The sequence below is a fragment of the Streptomyces geranii genome (assembly GCF_002954775.1).
GTDB classification, from domain to species: Bacteria; Actinomycetota; Actinomycetes; order Streptomycetales; family Streptomycetaceae; genus Streptomyces; species Streptomyces geranii.
In genome coordinates, this window is record NZ_PJME01000048.1 from 17,781 (window position 1) to 35,962 (window position 18,182).

Here is an 18,182-nt window from a genome sequence, read left to right on the forward strand (position 1 = left end):
GCGTGTCGACGGGGGTCGGGGGCGGGAGCGGGAAGCGGAGGCTGGGGCGGGTATGGGTGCCACGGAGAAGGTCGCGGATGCGGCAGCGCGGGCAAGGGAAGCGGTGGCGGACGTCGTGCGGAGCGACGCCGCTCTGCTGGAGGACGATCTGGCCGAGTTTCTCGGGTCGCTGACCGGGCCGATGACGGTGGCCCCGCAGTCCGTGTACGAGTCCGCGCTGCGGCGCTCGCTCTACGGGCCCGTCGCCGACGCCGTCGGGTCGAAAGTCGGCCAGGAGGCGCTGCCGCCGGCCGCCGGGGCGCCCGGCGGCAACCGGGCCCCGCTGCGGCCCTCGATGGTCTACTGGGCCTACCGCAACTACCGGGGTTTCCCCGACGAGTTGGGGGACGGTGATGGCACTGAGGCGGACCTGGCCGTCGTGCGGCGGGCCGCCGTGTCCGTGCGCGTCATGCTCAAGGCCTTCGTCGCCATCGACGACATCCAGGACGGCAGCGACGTCCGCTACGGCGAACCCGCCCTCCATGCCGCTCATGGGGTGCCGCTCGCCCTCAACACCGGGTCCTGGCTGATCGCCGCCGTCCTGCGGCACGCTGACGATCCCGCCGTCGTGGACAGTCTCGTACGAGCTGTCGAGAGCGGGTTCACCGGACAGGCCGTCGACCTCTCCACCCGTACCGCCGAGACCCGCGCCGAACTCGTCGCCGCGCCCGTCGAAGAGCGCGTCGCCTACTGGGAGTCGCTCGCCGCCCTCAAGACCGGCACCCTCTTCCGGATGCCGCTCGACTCCGCCCTCGCGGGCCTGCGTGTCGTCGAGGACGAGCAGGACATCCTGGATGTCGCCATGCGCCAACTTGGCCTCGCCAGCCAGCTGTTCAACGACCTCACCGACTTCGTCCCCGAGTTCGGCGGCGGCCGGATCCACGAGGACTACGACGGGCTCAGCAACCGGGTCTTCCTCGAACTCCTCGACCAAAAGACCGAGTTGGAGTCGCCCGCCCTGACGGGGGAGCGGCTCAAGGCCTACGTCCTCGGTCATCCCGAGCTGGAGTCCACCCTGCTCTCCCTCGCCGCCGAAGCCGTCCGGCTCAAGCGTGACGCCAAGGAGAGCGTCTACGGCGTGTGCCGTTCCGACCGCAGCGCCGCCTACTTCGACCTCACCATCGAACGCAAGGGCCACCTCATCGACCGTCTCCACGAGACCCTCCAGCAGCGGAGCGGTTCGTGACGGCCGCCCCGGTCCCGGCCACGGCTGTCGGGCGGCTGCGCGCCGGTACCCGCGACTGGCACGACGCCCTGGAGGCCACCCCCTTCGCGAGCGCGATGATCGGCGGGACCCTTCCCGTCGAGCGTTACGTCGGTCAACTCGCCGCTTACCGGGTGGTGTTGGCGGCGCTGGAAGGTGAACTCGCCCGCGTCACCGACGGCGAACTCGCCCGGGTCGCGGACTCCGTCGCCGATGGCGCCGAGCCGGTGTGGGCACCCGACCTCGTCAAACTGCCTCTCGTCGAGCGCGACTTGGCCCACTTCGCCGGTCTCGGCACCCTCCCCGGTCCCTGGGCCGCCGAGGAAGCCGACGCGTTCGTCGCCGAGATACGGCAGCGCGGCGCCGACTCAGACCTGCCCGCGCTCCTCGGGTACCTGTACGTCATGGAGGGCTCCACCCTCGGCGCCCTCTTCCTCCACCCGTATGTCACCGCCGCCTACCGCCTCCCCGGCACCGACGGCGTCGCCTACTACACCAGCGGCGACCGTGAGCGCTGGGCCCTGCTCACCGCCCGGATGAACCAGGCCCTCGCCGACCCCGAGGCCCAGGACCAGGCCCTCGCCGGGGCCCACACCGCCTACCGGCACATCGCCGCGATCACCGGGGCGCTGTCCGAGGGGCTCAGCCCGCCATCTCCAGCCCCAGCCCCAACTCCCGCGCGATGAGCATCCGTTGGACCTCGCTGGTGCCCTCGCCGATCTCCAGGATCTTCGAGTCGCGCCACATCCTCGCCACCGGGTACTCGTTCATGAAGCCGTAGCCGCCGTGGATCTGCGTCGCGTCGCGGGCGTTGTCGACGGCGATCGTGGACGAGTACAGCTTCGCCAGGGCCGCCTCCTTCTTGAAGGGCTCGCCCGACACCAGCCGTGAGGCCGCGTCCCGCCAGGCCAGGCGGGACGTGTGGGCCTTCATCTCCATGTCCGCGATCTTGAACTGGATCGCCTGGTTGGCGCCGATCGGGCGCCCGAACGCGTGGCGTTCCTTCGCGTACTTCACCGACTCATCCACGCAGCCCTGCGCCAGCCCCGTGGCGAGGGCCGCGATCGCGATCCGCCCCTCGTCGAGGATGCGCAGGAACTGGGCGTACCCGCGCCCCTCCTGGCCGACCAGGTTCGCAGCCGGGACCCGTACGTCCGCGAAGGACAGCTCCCGGGTGTCCGACGCGTTCCAGCCGACCTTCGAGTACGGCGCGGCCACCGTGAACCCGGCCGTGCCCGACGGCACGAGGATCGCGGAGATGAGCGGCCTGCCGTCCGGCTTGCGGCCCGTCACCGCCGTCACCGTCACGAAGCCCGTGATGTCCGTGCCCGAGTTGGTGATGAAGCACTTCGTGCCGTTGATCACCCATTCGTCCGTGTCGGGGTCCAGACGGGCCGTCGTACGCGTCGCGCCCGCGTCCGAGCCGCCGTCCGGTTCCGTCAGGCCGAACGCGCCCAGGATCTCCCCGGCGCACAGGCGCGGCAGCCACTCCCGCTTCTGCTCCTCCGTGCCGAAGAGGTGGATGGGCATCGCGCCCAGCGACACCCCGGCCTCCAGGGTGATCGCCACCGACGAGTCCACCCTGGCCAGTTCCTCCAGCGCGATGCCCAGCGCCAGATAGTCGCCGCCCATCCCGCCGTACTCCTCGGGGAACGGCAGCCCGAACAGGCCCATCCGGCCCATCTCACGGACGATCTCGTACGGGAACTCGTGCCGCTCGTAGAAGTCGCCGATCTTCGGGGCCACGACGTCGTGCGCGAACTGCTCGACCGTACGGCGGAGTTCTTCCAGTTCGGGGGAGAGCTTGTGGTCCATGGTCGTTCACTTCTCCTGGGGAGGCTGTGCGGCCTGCGCATCCTTGTGGGACAGGGCTCGTACGGTGCGGGACGGGCTCGGTCGGCCCAGTCGCTCCGCCATCCATGTGCTCGTGGCGACCAGGGCGGCGAGGTCGACGCCGGTCTCGATGCCGAGGCCCTGGAGCATCCACACCAGGTCCTCGGTGGCGAGGTTGCCGGTCGCCGACCTGGCGAACGGGCAGCCGCCGAGGCCGCCCGCGGAGGCGTCCACGGTGGTGACGCCGTGCTGCAGCGCGGCCAGGGTGTTGGCGAGCGCCTGGCCGTAGGTGTCGTGGAAGTGCACGCCGAGGACGTTCGTCGGCACGCGCTGTTCGTTCAGGGAGGCGAGCAGTTCCAGGACATGGCCGGGGGTGGCGACGCCGATCGTGTCGCCGAGGCTCAGCTCGTCGCAGCCCATGTCCAGCAGAGCCCCGCACACCCGTACGACCTGGTGCAGCGGGACCGCGCCCTCCCAGGGGTCGCCGAAGCACATCGACACATACCCGCGTACGTGCGCCCCCTCGTCCTTCGCCCGCCGCACCACCGGTTCGAACACCCCGAGGGACTCGTCGAGCGTGCGGTTCAGGTTGGCCTTGGCGAACGACTCGGTCGCGCTGGCGAACACGGCCACCTGCCGCGCGCCGAGCGCCAGGGCCCGGTCCAGTCCGCGTCCGTTCGGGACGAGCACCGGCAGTCGTGCGGGGAGGTCGCTGACGAGCGGGAACAGCTCCTCCGCGTCCGCCAGTTGGGGCACCCACTTCGGGTGCACGAAGCTGGTCGCCTCGATCGTGGTCAGGCCCGCGTCGGCCAGTCGGCGGATGAACTCCGCCTTCACCGCCGTCGGGACGGTCGCCTTCTCGTTCTGCAGCCCGTCCCGCGCGCCCACCTCGTGGATTCTGACTCGCGCGGGCAGATCCGGGGCCGGTACGACCATCGGCAGCGTCATTCCGGCGCCTCCTCGTGCGGTGTGATCACGGCGAGCACCTGGTCCATCGCGACCGTCGTCCCCGGGGCGACGTCCAGCTCGGCGACCGTGCCCGCGTGCGGGGCCGCGATGACGTGCTCCATCTTCATCGCCTCCACCACCAACAGGCTCTGCCCGGCGGCCACTTCGTCCCCGACGGCCACCTTCACGACGGTGACCGTGCCCGGCATGGGGGCGGTCAGCGAACCTGCCCCCGCGTGCGCGGCGCCGGTGAGCGAGGCCGCCACCGGGTCGTGGTCGCGCACCTGCCAGGCGTCGCCGTCGCGGCCCAGCCAGTCACCGGCCCGGTGGAAGGTGTGCCGGACGCCGTCCAGGACGACGGACACCTGGTCGTCGGTGACGGTGTGGGTGCCGTGTCCTGCGTCCTGTCCTACGTGAGTGACGGGTTCGAGTCCCGTCACTCGGAGGGGGAATCCGACCGGCTTCGGCGTCCGGCCCAGCCGCCAGCCGCTCGGCACGGAGAAGGGATCGGTCCAGCCGCCCGCCCCCGCCTTCGGCCGCAGCGCCTCCAGCCGTACGGCCGCAGCCGCCTCGTAGACCTCCTCCGGCACCCCGTCCGGTACGAGGGAGTCCACCTCGCGCTCCACCAGCCCCGTGTCCAACTCGCCCGCCACGACCGCCGGATGGGCGAGCAGCCGGCGCAGGAACCCGGCGTTCGTCGGCACGCCCAGCGTGACCGTCTCCGCGAGGGCCGCCCGGAGTCTCCGCAGCGCGGTAGGGCGGTCGGGGCCGTACGCGATCACCTTGGACAGCATCGGGTCGTACAGCGAACCGACCTCCGTGCCCTCGCTCAGCCCCGAGTCCGTGCGGACGCCGTCACCGGAGGGTTCGCGCAGCGCGAGCACCGTGCCGCCGGACGGCAGGAAGCCCCGCGCACCCGCCCGTACGGACACCGTCTCCGCGCAGATGCGGGCCTCCACCGCGTGTCCGGTGAGGCGTACGTCCTCCTGTCCGAAGGACAGGGGCTCGCCCGCCGCCACCCGCAACTGCCACTCCACCAGGTCGAGGCCGGTGACCAGCTCCGTCACCGGGTGCTCCACCTGGAGGCGGGTGTTCATCTCCATGAAGTAGTACGAGGACGGGTCGCTGCCCGGGACGATGAACTCGACCGTGCCCGCGCCCGCGTACCCGCACGAGCGCGCCGCCTGCACCGCCGCCTCGCCCATCGCGGACCGCGTCCGGTCGTCTAGGAGCACACTGGGCGCCTCCTCGATGAGCTTCTGGTGACGCCGCTGGAGCGAGCACTCGCGTTCGCCCAGGTGTACGACGTTTCCGTGGGCGTCGGCCAGGACCTGGATCTCGATGTGCCGGGGCCGGTCCACCCACCGCTCGACCAGGAGCGTGTCGTCGCCGAAGGAGGCGCGGGCCTCGCGGCGGGCGGCGGCGATCTCCTCCGCCAGCGCGCCTGTCTCCCGCACCAGGCGCATGCCCTTGCCGCCCCCGCCCGCGCTGGGCTTGAGGAGCACCGGCATGCCGATCTCCCGTGCCGCGTCGGCCAGTTCGGCGTCGGTGAGGCCGCTGCCGCTCGACCCGGGGACCACCGGGACCCCGGCCGCGCGGACCGTCTCCTTGGCGTGGATCTTGTCGCCCATCAGGGCGATCGCGTCGGCGGGCGGCCCGATGAAGACGAGCCCGGCGTCGACGCACGCGCGCGCGAAGCCCGCGTTCTCCGCGAGGAAGCCGTATCCCGGGTGCACCGCCTGGGCGCCGGTGCGGGCGGCGGCTTCGAGGATGCGGGGGACGGAGAGGTAGCTTTCCGCCGCCGGCGCGGGGCCGATCCGTACCGCCGTGTCGGCCTCGCGGACGTGCCGGGCGTCGGCGTCCGCGTCGGAGAAGACGGCCACCGAGCGCACGCCCAGCGCGCGCAGGGTGCGGACGACGCGGACCGCGATCTCGCCCCGGTTGGCGACAAGCACCGTGTCGAACATCGTCATCGCCTCCCCTTCGCCTTCGTCACCGTCGTCGTCATGATCAGAGGTCCCCTCATGTCTCACATCCGGAAGACGCCGAACTGGGGGTCGCCCAGTGGCGCGTTGGCGCAGGCGGTGAGCGCAAGTCCCAGTACCTGACGGGTTTCGAGGGGGTCGATGACGCCGTCGTCCCAGAGGCGGGCCGTCGCGTAGTAGGCGCTGCCCTGGCGCTCGTACTGCGCGCGGATCGGGTCCTTGAAGGCCTCCTCCGCCTCCGTCGGCCAGGACTCGCCCCGGCCCTCCAACTGGTCCCGCTTGACGGTCGCGAGGACGGACGCGGCCTGCTCGCCGCCCATGACCGAGATCTTGGCGCCGGGCCACATCCACAGGAAGCGCGGTGAGTACGCCCGGCCGCACATCGAGTAGTTACCGGCGCCGTACGACCCGCCGACCACCACCGTCAGCTTCGGCACGCGCGTGCAGGCGACGGCGGTGACCATCTTGGCGCCGTGCTTGGCGATGCCGCCCGCTTCGTACGAACGCCCCACCATGAAGCCGGAGATGTTCTGGAGGAACAGCAGCGGGATGCCCCGCTGGTCGCACAGCTCGATGAAGTGGGCGCCCTTCTGGGCGGATTCGGAGAACAGGATGCCGTTGTTGGCGACGATGCCGACCGGGTGGCCGTGGACGCGCGCGAAGCCGGTGACCAGGGTCTGGCCGAACTCGGCCTTGAACTCCGCGAAACGGGAGCCGTCGACCACGCGCGCGATGATCTCCCGTACGTCATAGGGGGTGCGGGAGTCGACCGGCACCGCGCCGTACAGCCCCTGGGGGTCGACCTTCGGCTCGACGGACTGCCGGACGTCCCAGGGGAGTGCCCCGCGCGCGGGGAGGGTCGCGGCGATGTTCCGGACGATCCTCAGCGCGTGCGCGTCGTCCTCGGCGAGATGGTCCGTGACGCCCGACACGCGCGCGTGGACGTCGCCTCCGCCCAGTTCCTCGGCCGTCACGACCTCGCCCGTGGCCGCCTTCACCAGCGGGGGACCGCCCAGGAAGATGGTCCCCTGGTTGCGGACGATCACGGCCTCGTCGCTCATCGCCGGGACGTACGCCCCACCGGCCGTGCAGGAACCCAGCACGGCCGCGATCTGCGGGATGCCGGCGCCGGACATCCGGGCCTGGTTGAAGAAGATCCGCCCGAAGTGGTCACGGTCGGGGAAGACCTCGTCCTGCATGGGCAGGAAGGCGCCCCCGGAGTCCACCAGGTAGATGCAGGGAAGCCGGTTGTCGAGGGCGACCTCCTGGGCCCGCAGATGCTTCTTGACGGTCATCGGGTAGTACGTGCCGCCCTTGACCGTGGCGTCGTTGGCGACGATCACGCACTCGCGCCCGCTGACCCGCCCGATCCCGGCGATCACCCCGGCCGCCGGTGCCTGCCCCTCGTACAGCCCGTCGGCGGCCAGCGGGGCCAGCTCCAGGAAGGGCGAGCCGGGGTCGAGGAGGCCGTCGATCCGGTCCCGCGGAAGCAGCTTCCCGCGCGCGGTGTGCCGCGCCCTGGCCTTCTCGCCGCCGCCCAGCCGGGCCACGGCCAGCTTGCCGTGCAGTTCCTCGACCAGCGCGCGGTGAGCCGCCTCGTTGGCCTTCCAGGCCTCCGACGCGGGGTCCGCCGCGCTGTGCAGCTCCGGTGCCTCCTGCATCCTGCGGTCCCCTCACCCAGTGGTCGGAAAGCCAATGACGGAAAAGTTAATGAGCGTTAACCTGTTTCCCTCAGGTTAACGACCGCTAACGTCCCTGTCTAGAATCAATCGCATGGCCACCAGAACCGACGCCCCGACCCGCCGCGAGCAGATCCTCAAGGAGGCCGCGCGGCTCTTCGCCGAGCGCGGTTTCCACGGCGTGGGTGTGGACGAGATAGGGGCGGCGGTCGGCATCAGCGGCCCCGGCCTCTACCGCCACTTCCCGGGCAAGGACGCGATGCTCGCCGAGCTGCTGGTGGGCATCAGCGGCCAGCTCCTGACCGGCGGCAAGCGGCGGGTCGCGGAGGCCGACGGGGATCCCGGGGCGCTCCTCGACTCCCTCATCGAGGGCCACATCGACTTCGCCCTGGACGACCGCCCCCTGATCACCCTCCACGACCGCGAACTGGACCGCCTGCGCGACAGCGACCGCAAGCTGGTGCGCCAGCTCCAGCGGCAGTACGTCGAGCTGTGGGTGGAGGTGGTCCGCGAGGTCTACCCGGAGCTGACCGAACCGACCGCCCGCTCGGCCGTCCACTCGGTCTTCGGCCTCCTGAACTCGACCCCGCACCTGGGCCGCCCCGGCTCGCTCCCGGGTCGGGGCACCACGGCCGCGCTGCTCCACCGGATGGCCAGGGGGGCGTTCGCGGCGGCGGAAGTGCCGGGCTCGGCGGGGGAGTGATGAGCGTTACGGCCCAACTCCTCTGGACGGGGCTTCGTACTCGCCGGTACGGTTGGTCTGAGCAAGCGCTTAGGTAAGTCGAGTCGAGGAGGCGGCCAGGTGCGCCGTACGGTGTTCAACGAGGATCACGAGGCGTTCCGGGAGACCCTTCGCGCCTTCATCGAGGCCGAGGTCGTGCCCGTCTACGACGAGTGGTTCGCCGCCGGCCAGGCGCCGCGCGACTTCTACTACAAGCTCGCCGAGCTGGGCGTCTTCGGCATCCGCGTCGACGAGGAGTACGGCGGCGCCGGCATCGACTCGTACAAGTTCGAGGCCGTGCTCTACGAGGAGACCGCGCGCGCGGGTGTGTCCTTCGGCGGCTCGGGCGTGCACGTGCTGCTCGGTCTGCCGTACATCAAGCTGCTCGCCACCGACGAGCAGAAGAAGCGCTTCCTGCCGAAGTTCGTCTCCGGTGAGGAGATGTGGGCGATCGCGATGACCGAGCCGGGCACCGGCTCCGACCTCGCGGGCATGAAGAGCACCGCCAAGCTCTCCGAGGACGGCACGCACTACGTCCTCAACGGCTCCAAGACCTTCATCACCGGCGGTGTGCACGCCGACCGCATGATCGTCTGCGCCCGCACCGACGCGCCCAGCGCCGAGGACCGCCGCCACGGCATCTCGCTCTTCGTCGTCGACACCAAGGCCGAGGGCTACTCGGTCGGCCGCAAGCTCGACAAGCTCGGCCTGAAGACCTCCGACACCGCCGAGCTGGCGTTCGTCGACGTCAAGGTGCCCGTCGAGGACCTCCTCGGCGAGGAGAACAAGGGCTTCTACTACCTCGGCCACAACCTCGCCTCCGAGCGCTGGGGCATCGCCTACGGCGCGTACGCGCAGGCCAAGGCCGCCGTCCGGTTCGCCACGCAGTACGTGCGGGAGCGCGTCGTCTTCGGCAAGCCGGTCGCGCACTTCCAGAACACCAAGTTCGAGCTGGCCGCCTGCCAGGCCGAGGTGGACGCCGCCGAGGCTGTCGCCGACCGCGCGACCGAGGCCCTGGACCTGGGCGAGCTGACCCCGGCCGAGGCCGCCAGCGCCAAGCTGTTCTGCACCGAGGTCGCGCACCGCGTCATCGACCGCTGCCTCCAGCTGCACGGCGGCTACGGCTTCATGAACGAGTACCCGATCGCCCGCCTGTACGCGGACAACCGCGTCAACCGCATCTACGGCGGCACCAGCGAGATCATGAAGTCGATCATCGCGAAGGACATGGGCCTGTAAGTACGACGATCATGGGCCTGTAAGGACACGGATCCGTAAGGCTCCCGCAATTACCGGCACGTAGAAATGACTGCATGAGTCAGGCACTTCAGTCCCTCCTCGATCTGCTCGACCTTGAGCAGATCGAGGAGAACATCTTCCGCGGCCGGTCCCGGCCCGCCATCGTCCCGCGCGTCTTCGGCGGGCAGGTGGCGGCCCAGGCGCTCGTCGCCGCCGGGCGTACGGTCCCGCAGGACCGCCCCGCGCACTCGCTCCACTCGTACTTCCTGCGCCCCGGCGACCCCGGTGTGCCGATCGTCTACACCGTGGACCGCATCCGCGACGGCCGCTCCTTCACCACCCGCCGCGTCGTCGCCGTCCAGCACGGGCAGCCGATCTTCCACCTCTCCGCGAGCTTCCAGCGGCACGAGGAGGGCCTCGACCACCAGGCCCCGATGCCCGCCGCCCCCGACCCGGCGACCCTCCCCACGGCCGAGGAACAGCTTCCCCGGTACGCCCATCTGGCCCCGGCGGTCGTCGAGAAGTTCCTGGAGTCCCGCGAGGCCGTCGACATCCGCTACGTCGACGACCCGCCCTACGGCAGGTTCGGCGAACCCCGTGAACCGCGTTCACAGGTCTGGTTCCGGACGAACGGCAAGCTGGGCGGATCAGTGGACGAACCACTGCTCCACGTCTGCCTCGCCACCTACGTCTCCGACTACACGCTGCTGGACTCGATCCTGCTGGCCCACGGCCGGGGCGGCTGGGCGGTCAACGACGTCGTCGGCGCCTCCCTGGACCACGCGATGTGGTTCCACCGCCCGTTCCGCGCCGACGAATGGCTGCTGTACGACCAGGAGTCGCCGTCGGCGTCCGGCGGCCGGGGTCTCGGCCAGGGCCGTATCTACACGCAGGACGGACAGCTGGCCATCACGGTCATCCAGGAGGGCGTGATCCGGGTCCCACGCACCTCCTGACCAGCGGTTTCTACGGCTGCTCCGGCTCGCCTCAGCTGTCTTCGTCCTCGCCGTCCTCTTCGCTGTCCTCGTCTTCGAGCAGCCCGGCCTCGGACAGCAGGAACGCCGTCAGAGGGTCGTAGAAGCGCGGGCTCGTCACATGGTCGTCGAGCGGGACCGCCACCTGGAGGGTGCCCTCCGACTCGGCCAGGAACAGCGCGGGGTCGTTGCAGTCGGCGTACCCGACGGAGTCGATGCCGTGCTGTCCCGCGTACCCCGCCCAGCCGTGGTCGGCGACGACCAGGTCGGGCAGCGGGCGGCCCTCGCGCTCAAGTCCCGTCAGGATCGCGCGCATCGGCTCGCCGGAGTGGGTGTGCCACAGCGTGGCCCCGTGCTCAAGCACCGCGACGCCCGCGAACTGGAAGACGTACCCCTCGTCCGTCGTCAGACCGTCCGGGATGACCACGATCTCGCAGCCGGCGGCCCGCAGCGCGTCGGCCGTGGCGCGGTGCACGTCGAGGAGGCCGCCCGGGTGGCCGGTGGCGAAGAGGACCCGCTGCCGGCCGTCGGCCGCCTTGCGCAGCCGGGCCGCCAGCCGCTCCAGCGCGGCGACCGTCAGCTCGGGGTCGATGGTGTCCTGGCCGTACCGGTGTTCGGGATCGTCGTTCACCCCGGCCCGCTCGGCCATCACCGCGAGCACGTCCTGCTCGTCGGTCCAGCGGTCGCCCAGCTCCAGCCCGAGCCAGTAGTGCCGTTCGCCGTTCGCCAGCTTGCGGTAGTGGGAGAGGTTGTTCTCGCGGGGCGTGGCGACATCACCCGCGATGCGGGTTTTCACAAGGTGATCGACAAGCTCGGCGCGGCTGGGAGTCCCGGGTATCGGCATGCCTCCCATTGTGAGGCAGACAACAGCCCGAGTGCCCGGCGTCCCGGTCGCTGGGACGCAGGTCACGCGACCTCACCCGCGGGTCGGTAGTCCCTCGGTGCTACTCCCTCCGTAGTCCCTCAGTACTGCTTCAGCGCGAACCACAACTCCATCCGTACGTCGGGGTCGTCGAGGTCCGTGCCGAGCAGGGCCGTGCAGCGCGCGATCCGCTGCCGGACGGTGTTGCGGTGCACGGCCAGCGCGACCGCCGTGCGGTCCCAACTCCCGTGCAGGGAGAGCCAGCTGCGCAACGTCTCGACCAGCGCCGGGGTCGCGGCGATCGGCGCGAGGAGGGTACGGGCGTGGGCGGCGGCGTCCGCCTCGGGGACCAGGTCGGAGAGCGCGGCCCGCTCGCCGTGGCGGACGAGGGGCGTACGGGTCGCGCGGGCCCGGGCGAGCGCACGGGCCGCCTGGGTGTCGGCGGACGGCCACTCGCGAGGACCGGCGGGGGCACTCACCCCGTACGTCCAGCCGGGCTGCGGGGCGACCTCCCGATCGGCGGGCAGCAGGACCCGTACGACATCCCCGTCGATGTCGACGAGCGGCGAGCCGAGGGCCGTGCCGAGCGCCGAGGCCGCCACCGGATCGGGGGCCGGGGCCGCCTCGGACCGCGCGTGTACGACGGTCCAGCGCTCGCCCCCGTCCAGCAGGGGCGCCACCGTCTCGGGGGCGGCGCCCAGCAGCAGTCGTACGAGGGCCGAGGAGCGGGCGGCGCCGGTGCCGCTCTGGTGTTCGCCGGTGAGGAGGGCGAGGAGGACGGCGGCCACGGAGGCGATCGTATGGTCGCCGGACGTACGTTCGGGAGTCGCGACGGCGAGTGTGAAGCCCTGGCCGGTGCCGAGGGCGTAGGCGGCGAGGTGGGTACCGGCGGTGGGGTCGGTGTCCGTGGCGGAGGCGGGGCCACGGGCGGGCCGGACCACGGCCGCGAGCCGCGCCAGTGCCTGTGCCTGTGCCTGTCCTTGTGCGTCGGCCCTTTCCCCGCGTCCCGCCGAGGCGATCTCGGTGCCGTCCGGGCCGTACAACACCGCCCGGCCGCCCACCCGTTGGGCGAGCTGGCGCAGTACGGAGGGCACCGGGTCCGGGCGGGACGCGGCGGCGGCCAGGCTCTGCTGGGCCTCCGTGACCCGGCGGAGTTCGGCGAGCCGGGCCTGGGCCATCAGCTGCCAGACCGCGCGGGCCACGCCCGAGAAGGTCGTCCGGGGCGGCACCTCGACGAGCGGCAGCTCGTACGCGTCGCAGGCCTCGACCAGCGCCCGGGGCACGCTGTCGTGCACCGGCGCCACCCCGAAGCCGAGCGCGGCACCGCCCGCCTCGACGATCCGGGAGACGTAGTCGTCGAAGTACGTCCCCGAGCCTGCCGCCTCCGCGATGTGCACCCCGGCCGTCAGCAGCAGTTCACCGCCGAGCAGATACGGGTACGGGTCGGCCATCTCCGAGGTGTGCGCCCAGTGGATCGCGGGGTCGGGGGCGGTCGGCCCGGCGATCTGGCGCAGGGCGAGGTCCTCGCGGGCGAGGAGGGCGGAGAGGGGGATGGGGGGAGTGGGCGGTACCGGGGCGGGTACGGAGGGGTCCGGCACAGTGGACATGGTGGATGTTCCATCCGTACGAGAGGGTATTGGTGGATGAAACGTACACTTTCTGGGTCCGTCCCGGCCACCTAGTCTGGCGGCAGCGGCTCGCCGGCCGTGCCCGGCGCGGAAAGAAGGCGGAACGGAATGACCAGCAGCTACGAGACTCCCCGTGGCCCCGTCGACTCCTCCCGCATCCCGAGGTTCGCGGGCCCCGCGACCTTCGCGCGGCTGCCGCGCCTCGACGAGGTCGGCGGGCGGGCGGATGTCGCGGTGGTCGGGGTGCCGTTCGACTCCGGGGTCTCCTACCGGCCTGGCGCCCGTTTCGGCGGCAACGCGATCCGTGAGGCGTCGCGGCTGCTGCGCCCGTACAACCCGGCGCAGGACGCGTCGCCGTTCGCGCTCGCGCAGGTCGCGGACGCCGGGGACATCGCCGCGAACCCGTTCAACATCAACGAGGCCGTGGAGACGGTGGAGGCGGCGGCCGACGAACTCCTGGGCACCGGCGCGAGGTTGATGACCCTGGGCGGCGACCACACGATCGCGCTGCCGCTGCTGAGGTCGGTGGCGAAGAAGCACGGTCCGGTGGCGCTGCTCCACTTCGACGCCCATCTCGACACCTGGGACACCTACTTCGGCGCCGAGTACACGCACGGGACGCCGTTCCGGCGGGCGGTCGAGGAGGGCATCCTCGACACCTCCGCCCTCTCGCACGTCGGCACGCGCGGCCCGCTCTACGGCAAGCAGGACCTGGACGACGACGCGAAGATGGGCTTCGGCATCGTGACGTCGGCGGATGTCATGCGGCGCGGGGTGGACGAGGTCGCGGACCAGCTGCGCCAGCGCATCGGCGACCGCCCGCTCTACATCTCCATCGACATCGACTGCCTCGACCCGGCGTTCGCACCGGGCACGGGGACGCCGGAGGCGGGCGGGATGACGTCGAGGGAGCTGCTGGAGATCCTGCGGGGCCTGGCGTCCTGCCACCTGGTCTCGGCGGACGTGGTGGAAGTGGCCCCGGCGTACGATCACGCCGAGATCACGTCGGTCGCGGCGTCGCACACGGCGTACGAGCTGACGACGATCATGTCCCGCCAGATTGCCCGACAGAACGCACAGGCCCGCGGGGACAAGGGCGAGAACGAGGACGGCGTAGCGAAATGACCCACGACCACGACCTGGTGCTGAAGCCGACCCCCGCCCAGACGGAGGCCGCGCTCAACCCTCCCCCCGGCCGCAACGGCGGAGACCTGGTCGTGGAGACACTGGCCGGCCTCGGCACCACGACCGTCTTCGGCCTGCCCGGCCAGCACGCCCTGGGCATGTTCGACGCGCTGCGCCGCTCGGACCTGCGGTACATCGGCCTGCGGGTGGAGAACAACGCGGGGTTCGCGGCGGACGCGTACGGCAGGGTGACGGGAGAGGCGGCGCCGCTGCTGCTGTCGACGGGCCCCGGCGCGCTGACCTCGCTCGCCGCACTCCAGGAGGCGGCGGCGGCCTCGGCGCCGGTGCTGGCGATCAGCAGCCAGGTCCCAACTGCCGGACTGGGCGGCGGCCGACACGGCTACCTCCACGAACTCCCGGACCAGCAGGCGTCGTTCAGGGGTGTGGTGAAATCGGTCCACACGGTGCGTACGCAGTCGCAGATCCCGTCGGCGATCGCGGACGCTTGGAAGTCGGCGCTGACGGTCCCGCACGGCCCGGTGTGGGTGGAGATCCCGCAGGACGTGTTGTTGGCCCAGACCTCGATCCCGGTGGTGACGGGCGGCGACGCCTTCCCCGAGGAACTGCCCCCGCGCCCCGAACTGACGGCCCTGGCAGCCCACTTGCTGTCCAGTGCCGAGCGCCCGGCGATCATCGCGGGCGGGGGAGTCGTACGGGCGGACGCGGCAGGGAAGTTGAGGGCGCTGGCGGAGCGGCTGCGGGCGCCGGTGGTGACGACGTACGGCGGGAAGGGCGCGTTCCCGTGGACGCACCCACTGTCCCTCCAGTCCTGGATGGAGGACCGGCACATGACGGACTTCCTTGAGGACGCCGACGTGTTGCTGGTGGTGGGCTCGGGGCTGGGCGAACTGTCGTCCAACTACCACACGTTCAGGCCGCGCGGCCGGGTCATCCAAGTCGAGGCGGACCTGGGGAAGTTGGAGTCCAATCACCCGGCGCTGGGGATCCACGCGGACGCGCGGCTGGCGTTGCAGGCGCTGCTGGAGACCGTGGAGACGGTGGAGCCGGTAGTGGTGGGGGAGGGCGAGTCGGGGGAGGAAGAAGGGCAGGAAGCGCGGGCGGGCGTGACGGGGCCGGAGCGGGTCCGGGGGGTGCTGGATCGGGTGGGCGAGCGGATCGCCGCTCAGGAACTCACCCTGGAACAGGGCCTGTTGGCGTCGATCAGGGCGGCGCTGCCGACCCGTTCCCCGTCCTTCTGGGACATGACGATCCTGTCCTACTGGGCCTGGGCGGGCTTCGACCCGCGCGGCACGAACACGATGCACTCGGCTCAGGGGGCGGGCGGTCTCGGGTACGCGTTCCCGGCGGCGCTGGGGGCTGCGGTGGCCGATCCGACGTACCCCGTGCTGGCGGTGTCGGGGGACGGCGGCGCGCTGTACGGGATCGCGGAGCTGGCGACGGCCCGGCAGTACGACCTGAACGTGACCTGGCTGATCGTCGACGACGGGGGTTACGGCATCCTGCGCGAGTACATGACGGACGCGTTCGGGGAGTCGACGGGGACGGAGCTGGCGCGGCCGGACTATGTGGCGCTGGCGGAGTCGTTCGGGGTGCCGGGGGTGCGGACGTCGCCGGAGACGCTGGAGGCGGACCTCGCGAAGGCGTTGGGGGAGCCGGGGCCGTCGGTGGTGGTGCTTCCGGCGCTGCTGCGGATGTTCGCGGCGACGCACTTGGACGGCTGACGGGCCTGCGGGAGGGGGCCTGCGGGCGGGGGCGGGCGGTCACCTGCTTCTCAGGGGCTCACCTGGTTCCGGCGGCGCCCGTCGTGACGAGGCCCAGCAGGTTGTCGTAGATCTCGGTGAACCGGGTACGTACCGCCTCCGCGGCCTTGGCGATGTCGGGGGCGGGCGGGTCGTGCGGCCGTTCGAGCAGCAGGTGGACGGTGTCGGCGAGGGCGGTGTCGGGATCGTCGGTGCCGGACGGGCCGGTGGCTGCATCGGCGATCCCGGCGGTGTTGCCCATGACGGTGACGAATCCGACCAGGACGGCGTGGAGGGCGTACATCTGCCTGGGCAGGGGGAGGTCGTAGCGCACGATTCCGTGGTCGCGCAGGATCGTCAGTACCGCGATCCCGAGCGCGCTCGTGGTGGCCTCGGCGAAGCGTTCCTGGTCGGCGGGGCGGTGGAGGAGCTGCCGTAGGGCGCTGTCGTCGCTCTGGAGCCAGCGCAACCAGGGGTTGGCGAGGGTCGTGCGGATGAGGAACGGGGCGAGCCGGCGCGGCAGGACGGACTGCGGGTCCTGGGTGATCCGCCGGCTGACGGTCTGCAGCCAGGCCATCACCTCGCGCGCGGCCAGCCCCACGAACAGGTCCTCCTTGGTCGCCCAGTACAGGTAGACCGTGCCCTTGCCGACGCCGGCGGCTGCGGCGATCTCGGCGATGGTCACCTTGCGGACGCCGTGTTCGAGGGCCAGCTCGCGCGCGCTGTCGAGGATTCTGGCCGCCTTGACGGAGTCGTGTTCGATCAGCCGGCTCACCGTCGTGTTTCCTCCCGTTCGCTGCCTCGGCAGCATGATGTCACGGGGGTTGAGGGGGGTTCACGGGGGTTCAGGGGGGTGAGCCGGCCAGGGTGGTGCGGTCAGGACAGGCCGATGTCGACCGTCTTCATCCGGGAGGCCTTGCTGCGGTGCTCCAGCTTCGAGATGACCGTACGGCCGACGGTCGTGCCCACCACGTGGTCGAAGAGGGACCGGATCTGGTACTCGGTGTGGTCGGCCGGGACGAACAGCTTGCGCATGGCGATGCCGGTCTCCTGGTGGAACTCGATGAAGGGGCGGAGTTTCGCCTCCCAGGCGCCCAGCGCGCCCGGCACGTCTCCGGGGTGCTGCTCCAGCATCGCGCCCAGCATGTCGGCCCCGGCGAGGCCGCTGGAGGCCCCCATCCCGGAGTAGAGGGTCAGACACCAGGCCGAGTCGCCGACGAGCACGACCCTGCCCCGGTGCCAGGTGTCGAGCCGTACCTGTTCGGCGGTGTCGAACAGGTGGTCCGGGGCCTCCTCGAACCGGTCGAGCAGCCAGCCGAGCGTCGAGCCGGTGGGCTCGGGGCCGAACACGGCGCGGAGCGAGTCGATGGCGGGACGGGTGAACTCGGCGTCCACGTCGTCGGTGCGGTAGTTGAAGAGCACGGTCGGTGGCCGGTCGGCGAAGGCGAACACCCAGGCGGAGCGGCCCAGTTCGGACATGACGAGACCGTCCGTGCCCCGGAAGCCGGGGACCGGGCCGGGCAGCGCGCAGGCCGCGAGCATGTAGCCGAGGCGGTGGATGTGGCCGTTGTCGGGCCCGAAGACGAGCCGCCGCACGGTCGAGCGCAGACCGTCGGCGCCGACGACGAGGTCGAACCGTTCGGTGGTCACCGTCCCGGCGGCCCGGTCCTCGATGTCGACGTGTACGCCGTCCTTGTCCTGGCGCAGCGCGACGGGCACGGACGCGTACCGGATCGCCACGTCATCGGGCAGGGCGTCGAACGCCGCCTGCTCGACATCGCCGCGCACGACGGGGCGTGACTCGCCGGCCACGGCCTCGGCGAAGCCCATGCCGCGCCGGCGGCGGCCCGCACGGTCGACGTTGTAGTAGGCGATGTCCTCCGAGAAGCGGTCAGGAACCTCGATGCCCAGGCGCTCGGCGGCGGTGATCCCGGTACCGAAGAGGGTGAGGAAGTACCCGCCGCGCCGCCGCTCGGTGGCCTTCTCCAGGACGACGACGTCCCAGCCGGCCTTGCACAGCCGCAGGGCGGAGGCGGTCCCACTGACGCCGAGTCCGACGACGAGGGCGCGCTGACGGGGGTTGGGGTTCGTGTTCATGCCCCCAGACTATACTTACTGACCAGATTGGTCATCTGGTCAGTTGCGGCTGGATCGCCCTCCCGGTCACGGTCCCGGTCACGGTCGC

The 18,182-nt window shown here is 71.5% G+C and carries 15 protein-coding genes; 7 read left to right on the top strand and 8 right to left on the bottom strand.

All coding sequences use genetic code 11. The annotated features are described in order from the left end of the window. Positions 1-52: 52 nt before the first annotated feature. Both CW359_RS35810 and CW359_RS35815 read left to right on the top strand, forming a co-directional pair. Positions 53-1,225, top strand: coding sequence for a polyprenyl synthetase family protein (locus CW359_RS35810; protein WP_105974396.1), 1,173 nt, complete (start codon positions 53-55; stop codon positions 1,223-1,225). Next, on the top strand, positions 1,222-1,929 hold the full coding sequence (locus CW359_RS35815; RefSeq protein WP_105974397.1) for a biliverdin-producing heme oxygenase: 708 nt from the start codon (positions 1,222-1,224) through the stop codon (positions 1,927-1,929). Before CW359_RS35810 ends, CW359_RS35815 begins: the two co-directional genes overlap by 4 nt. On the opposite strand, the gene CW359_RS35820 is transcribed toward CW359_RS35815, so the two are convergent. The 4 genes from CW359_RS35820 to CW359_RS35835 form a co-directional block, all read right to left on the bottom strand. Beyond that, complete coding sequence (locus tag CW359_RS35820) at positions 1,886-3,058, bottom strand: acyl-CoA dehydrogenase family protein (protein ID WP_105974398.1); 1,173 nt, start codon at positions 3,056-3,058, stop codon at positions 1,886-1,888. The genes CW359_RS35815 and CW359_RS35820 overlap by 44 nt on opposite strands. Before the next feature lie 6 nt (positions 3,059-3,064). Next, complete coding sequence (locus CW359_RS35825; RefSeq protein ID WP_105974399.1) at positions 3,065-4,024, bottom strand: hydroxymethylglutaryl-CoA lyase; 960 nt, start codon at positions 4,022-4,024, stop codon at positions 3,065-3,067. Continuing rightward, entirely contained in the window at positions 4,021-5,991 is a 1,971-nt protein-coding gene (locus CW359_RS35830) for an acetyl/propionyl/methylcrotonyl-CoA carboxylase subunit alpha (RefSeq protein WP_105974438.1), read from the bottom strand. Before CW359_RS35830 ends, CW359_RS35825 begins: the two co-directional genes overlap by 4 nt. A 62-nt stretch (positions 5,992-6,053) precedes the next feature. Continuing rightward, positions 6,054-7,670, bottom strand: coding sequence for a carboxyl transferase domain-containing protein (locus CW359_RS35835; RefSeq protein WP_105974400.1), 1,617 nt, complete (start codon positions 7,668-7,670; stop codon positions 6,054-6,056). Between the two features lie 112 nt (positions 7,671-7,782). Between CW359_RS35835 and CW359_RS35840 the strand changes: the two genes are divergently transcribed. The 3 genes from CW359_RS35840 (at position 7,783) to tesB (ending at position 10,604) form a co-directional block, all read left to right on the top strand. Next, positions 7,783-8,391 (top strand): SACE_7040 family transcriptional regulator, encoded by a 609-nt coding sequence (locus tag CW359_RS35840; protein WP_105974401.1) that lies wholly within the window; start codon positions 7,783-7,785, stop codon positions 8,389-8,391. Between the two features lie 99 nt (positions 8,392-8,490). Beyond that, on the top strand, positions 8,491-9,648 hold the full coding sequence (locus CW359_RS35845) for an acyl-CoA dehydrogenase family protein (RefSeq protein ID WP_105974402.1): 1,158 nt from the start codon (positions 8,491-8,493) through the stop codon (positions 9,646-9,648). Between the two features lie 74 nt (positions 9,649-9,722). Next, positions 9,723-10,604: an acyl-CoA thioesterase II gene (gene tesB / locus CW359_RS35850; RefSeq protein WP_105974403.1), complete on the top strand. Its 882-nt coding sequence runs from the start codon at positions 9,723-9,725 to the stop codon at positions 10,602-10,604. A gap of 31 nt (positions 10,605-10,635) precedes the next feature. On the opposite strand, the gene CW359_RS35855 is transcribed toward tesB, so the two are convergent. Further along, on the bottom strand, positions 10,636-11,466 hold the full coding sequence (locus CW359_RS35855) for a phosphatase (RefSeq protein WP_105974404.1): 831 nt from the start codon (positions 11,464-11,466) through the stop codon (positions 10,636-10,638). A gap of 119 nt (positions 11,467-11,585) precedes the next feature. Next, complete coding sequence (locus tag CW359_RS35860; protein WP_105974405.1) at positions 11,586-13,091, bottom strand: PucR family transcriptional regulator; 1,506 nt, start codon at positions 13,089-13,091, stop codon at positions 11,586-11,588. Positions 13,092-13,220: 129 nt separating this feature from the next. Here CW359_RS35860 and speB point away from each other — a divergent pair, with 129 nt between their 5' ends. Further along, on the top strand, positions 13,221-14,237 hold the full coding sequence (gene speB, locus CW359_RS35865; protein WP_105974406.1) for an agmatinase: 1,017 nt from the start codon (positions 13,221-13,223) through the stop codon (positions 14,235-14,237). Continuing rightward, complete coding sequence (locus CW359_RS35870; RefSeq protein ID WP_105974407.1) at positions 14,234-15,979, top strand: thiamine pyrophosphate-binding protein; 1,746 nt, start codon at positions 14,234-14,236, stop codon at positions 15,977-15,979. Before speB ends, CW359_RS35870 begins: the two co-directional genes overlap by 4 nt. Before the next feature lie 58 nt (positions 15,980-16,037). Here CW359_RS35870 and CW359_RS35875 read toward each other — a convergent pair whose 3' ends face one another. After that, positions 16,038-16,772 (bottom strand): TetR/AcrR family transcriptional regulator, encoded by a 735-nt coding sequence (locus CW359_RS35875; protein WP_157968701.1) that lies wholly within the window; start codon positions 16,770-16,772, stop codon positions 16,038-16,040. 101 nt (positions 16,773-16,873) lie between these two features. Next, a complete protein-coding gene (locus tag CW359_RS35880; RefSeq protein ID WP_105974409.1) occupies positions 16,874-18,094 on the bottom strand; it encodes an FAD-dependent monooxygenase in 1,221 nt (406 codons plus the stop codon). Positions 18,095-18,182: the final 88 nt, after the last annotated feature.

Excerpts from the sequence above, each read along its gene's own strand:
- CW359_RS35810 (WP_105974396.1), top strand. The coding sequence starts at position 53 with ATGGGTGCCACGGAGAAGGTCGCGGATGCGGCAGCGCGGGCAAGGGAA.
- CW359_RS35820 (WP_105974398.1), bottom strand. The coding sequence starts at position 3,058 with ATGGACCACAAGCTCTCCCCCGAACTGGAAGAACTCCGCCGTACGGTC.
- CW359_RS35825 (WP_105974399.1), bottom strand. The coding sequence starts at position 4,024 with ATGACGCTGCCGATGGTCGTACCGGCCCCGGATCTGCCCGCGCGAGTC.
- CW359_RS35830 (WP_105974438.1), bottom strand. The coding sequence starts at position 5,991 with ATGTTCGACACGGTGCTTGTCGCCAACCGGGGCGAGATCGCGGTCCGC.
- CW359_RS35835 (WP_105974400.1), bottom strand. The coding sequence starts at position 7,670 with ATGCAGGAGGCACCGGAGCTGCACAGCGCGGCGGACCCCGCGTCGGAG.
- CW359_RS35840 (WP_105974401.1), top strand. The coding sequence starts at position 7,783 with ATGGCCACCAGAACCGACGCCCCGACCCGCCGCGAGCAGATCCTCAAG.
- tesB (WP_105974403.1), top strand. The coding sequence starts at position 9,723 with ATGAGTCAGGCACTTCAGTCCCTCCTCGATCTGCTCGACCTTGAGCAG.
- CW359_RS35855 (WP_105974404.1), bottom strand. The coding sequence starts at position 11,466 with ATGCCGATACCCGGGACTCCCAGCCGCGCCGAGCTTGTCGATCACCTT.
- CW359_RS35860 (WP_105974405.1), bottom strand. The coding sequence starts at position 13,091 with ATGTCCACTGTGCCGGACCCCTCCGTACCCGCCCCGGTACCGCCCACT.
- speB (WP_105974406.1), top strand. The coding sequence starts at position 13,221 with ATGACCAGCAGCTACGAGACTCCCCGTGGCCCCGTCGACTCCTCCCGC.
- CW359_RS35870 (WP_105974407.1), top strand. The coding sequence starts at position 14,234 with ATGACCCACGACCACGACCTGGTGCTGAAGCCGACCCCCGCCCAGACG.
- CW359_RS35880 (WP_105974409.1), bottom strand. The coding sequence starts at position 18,094 with ATGAACACGAACCCCAACCCCCGTCAGCGCGCCCTCGTCGTCGGACTC.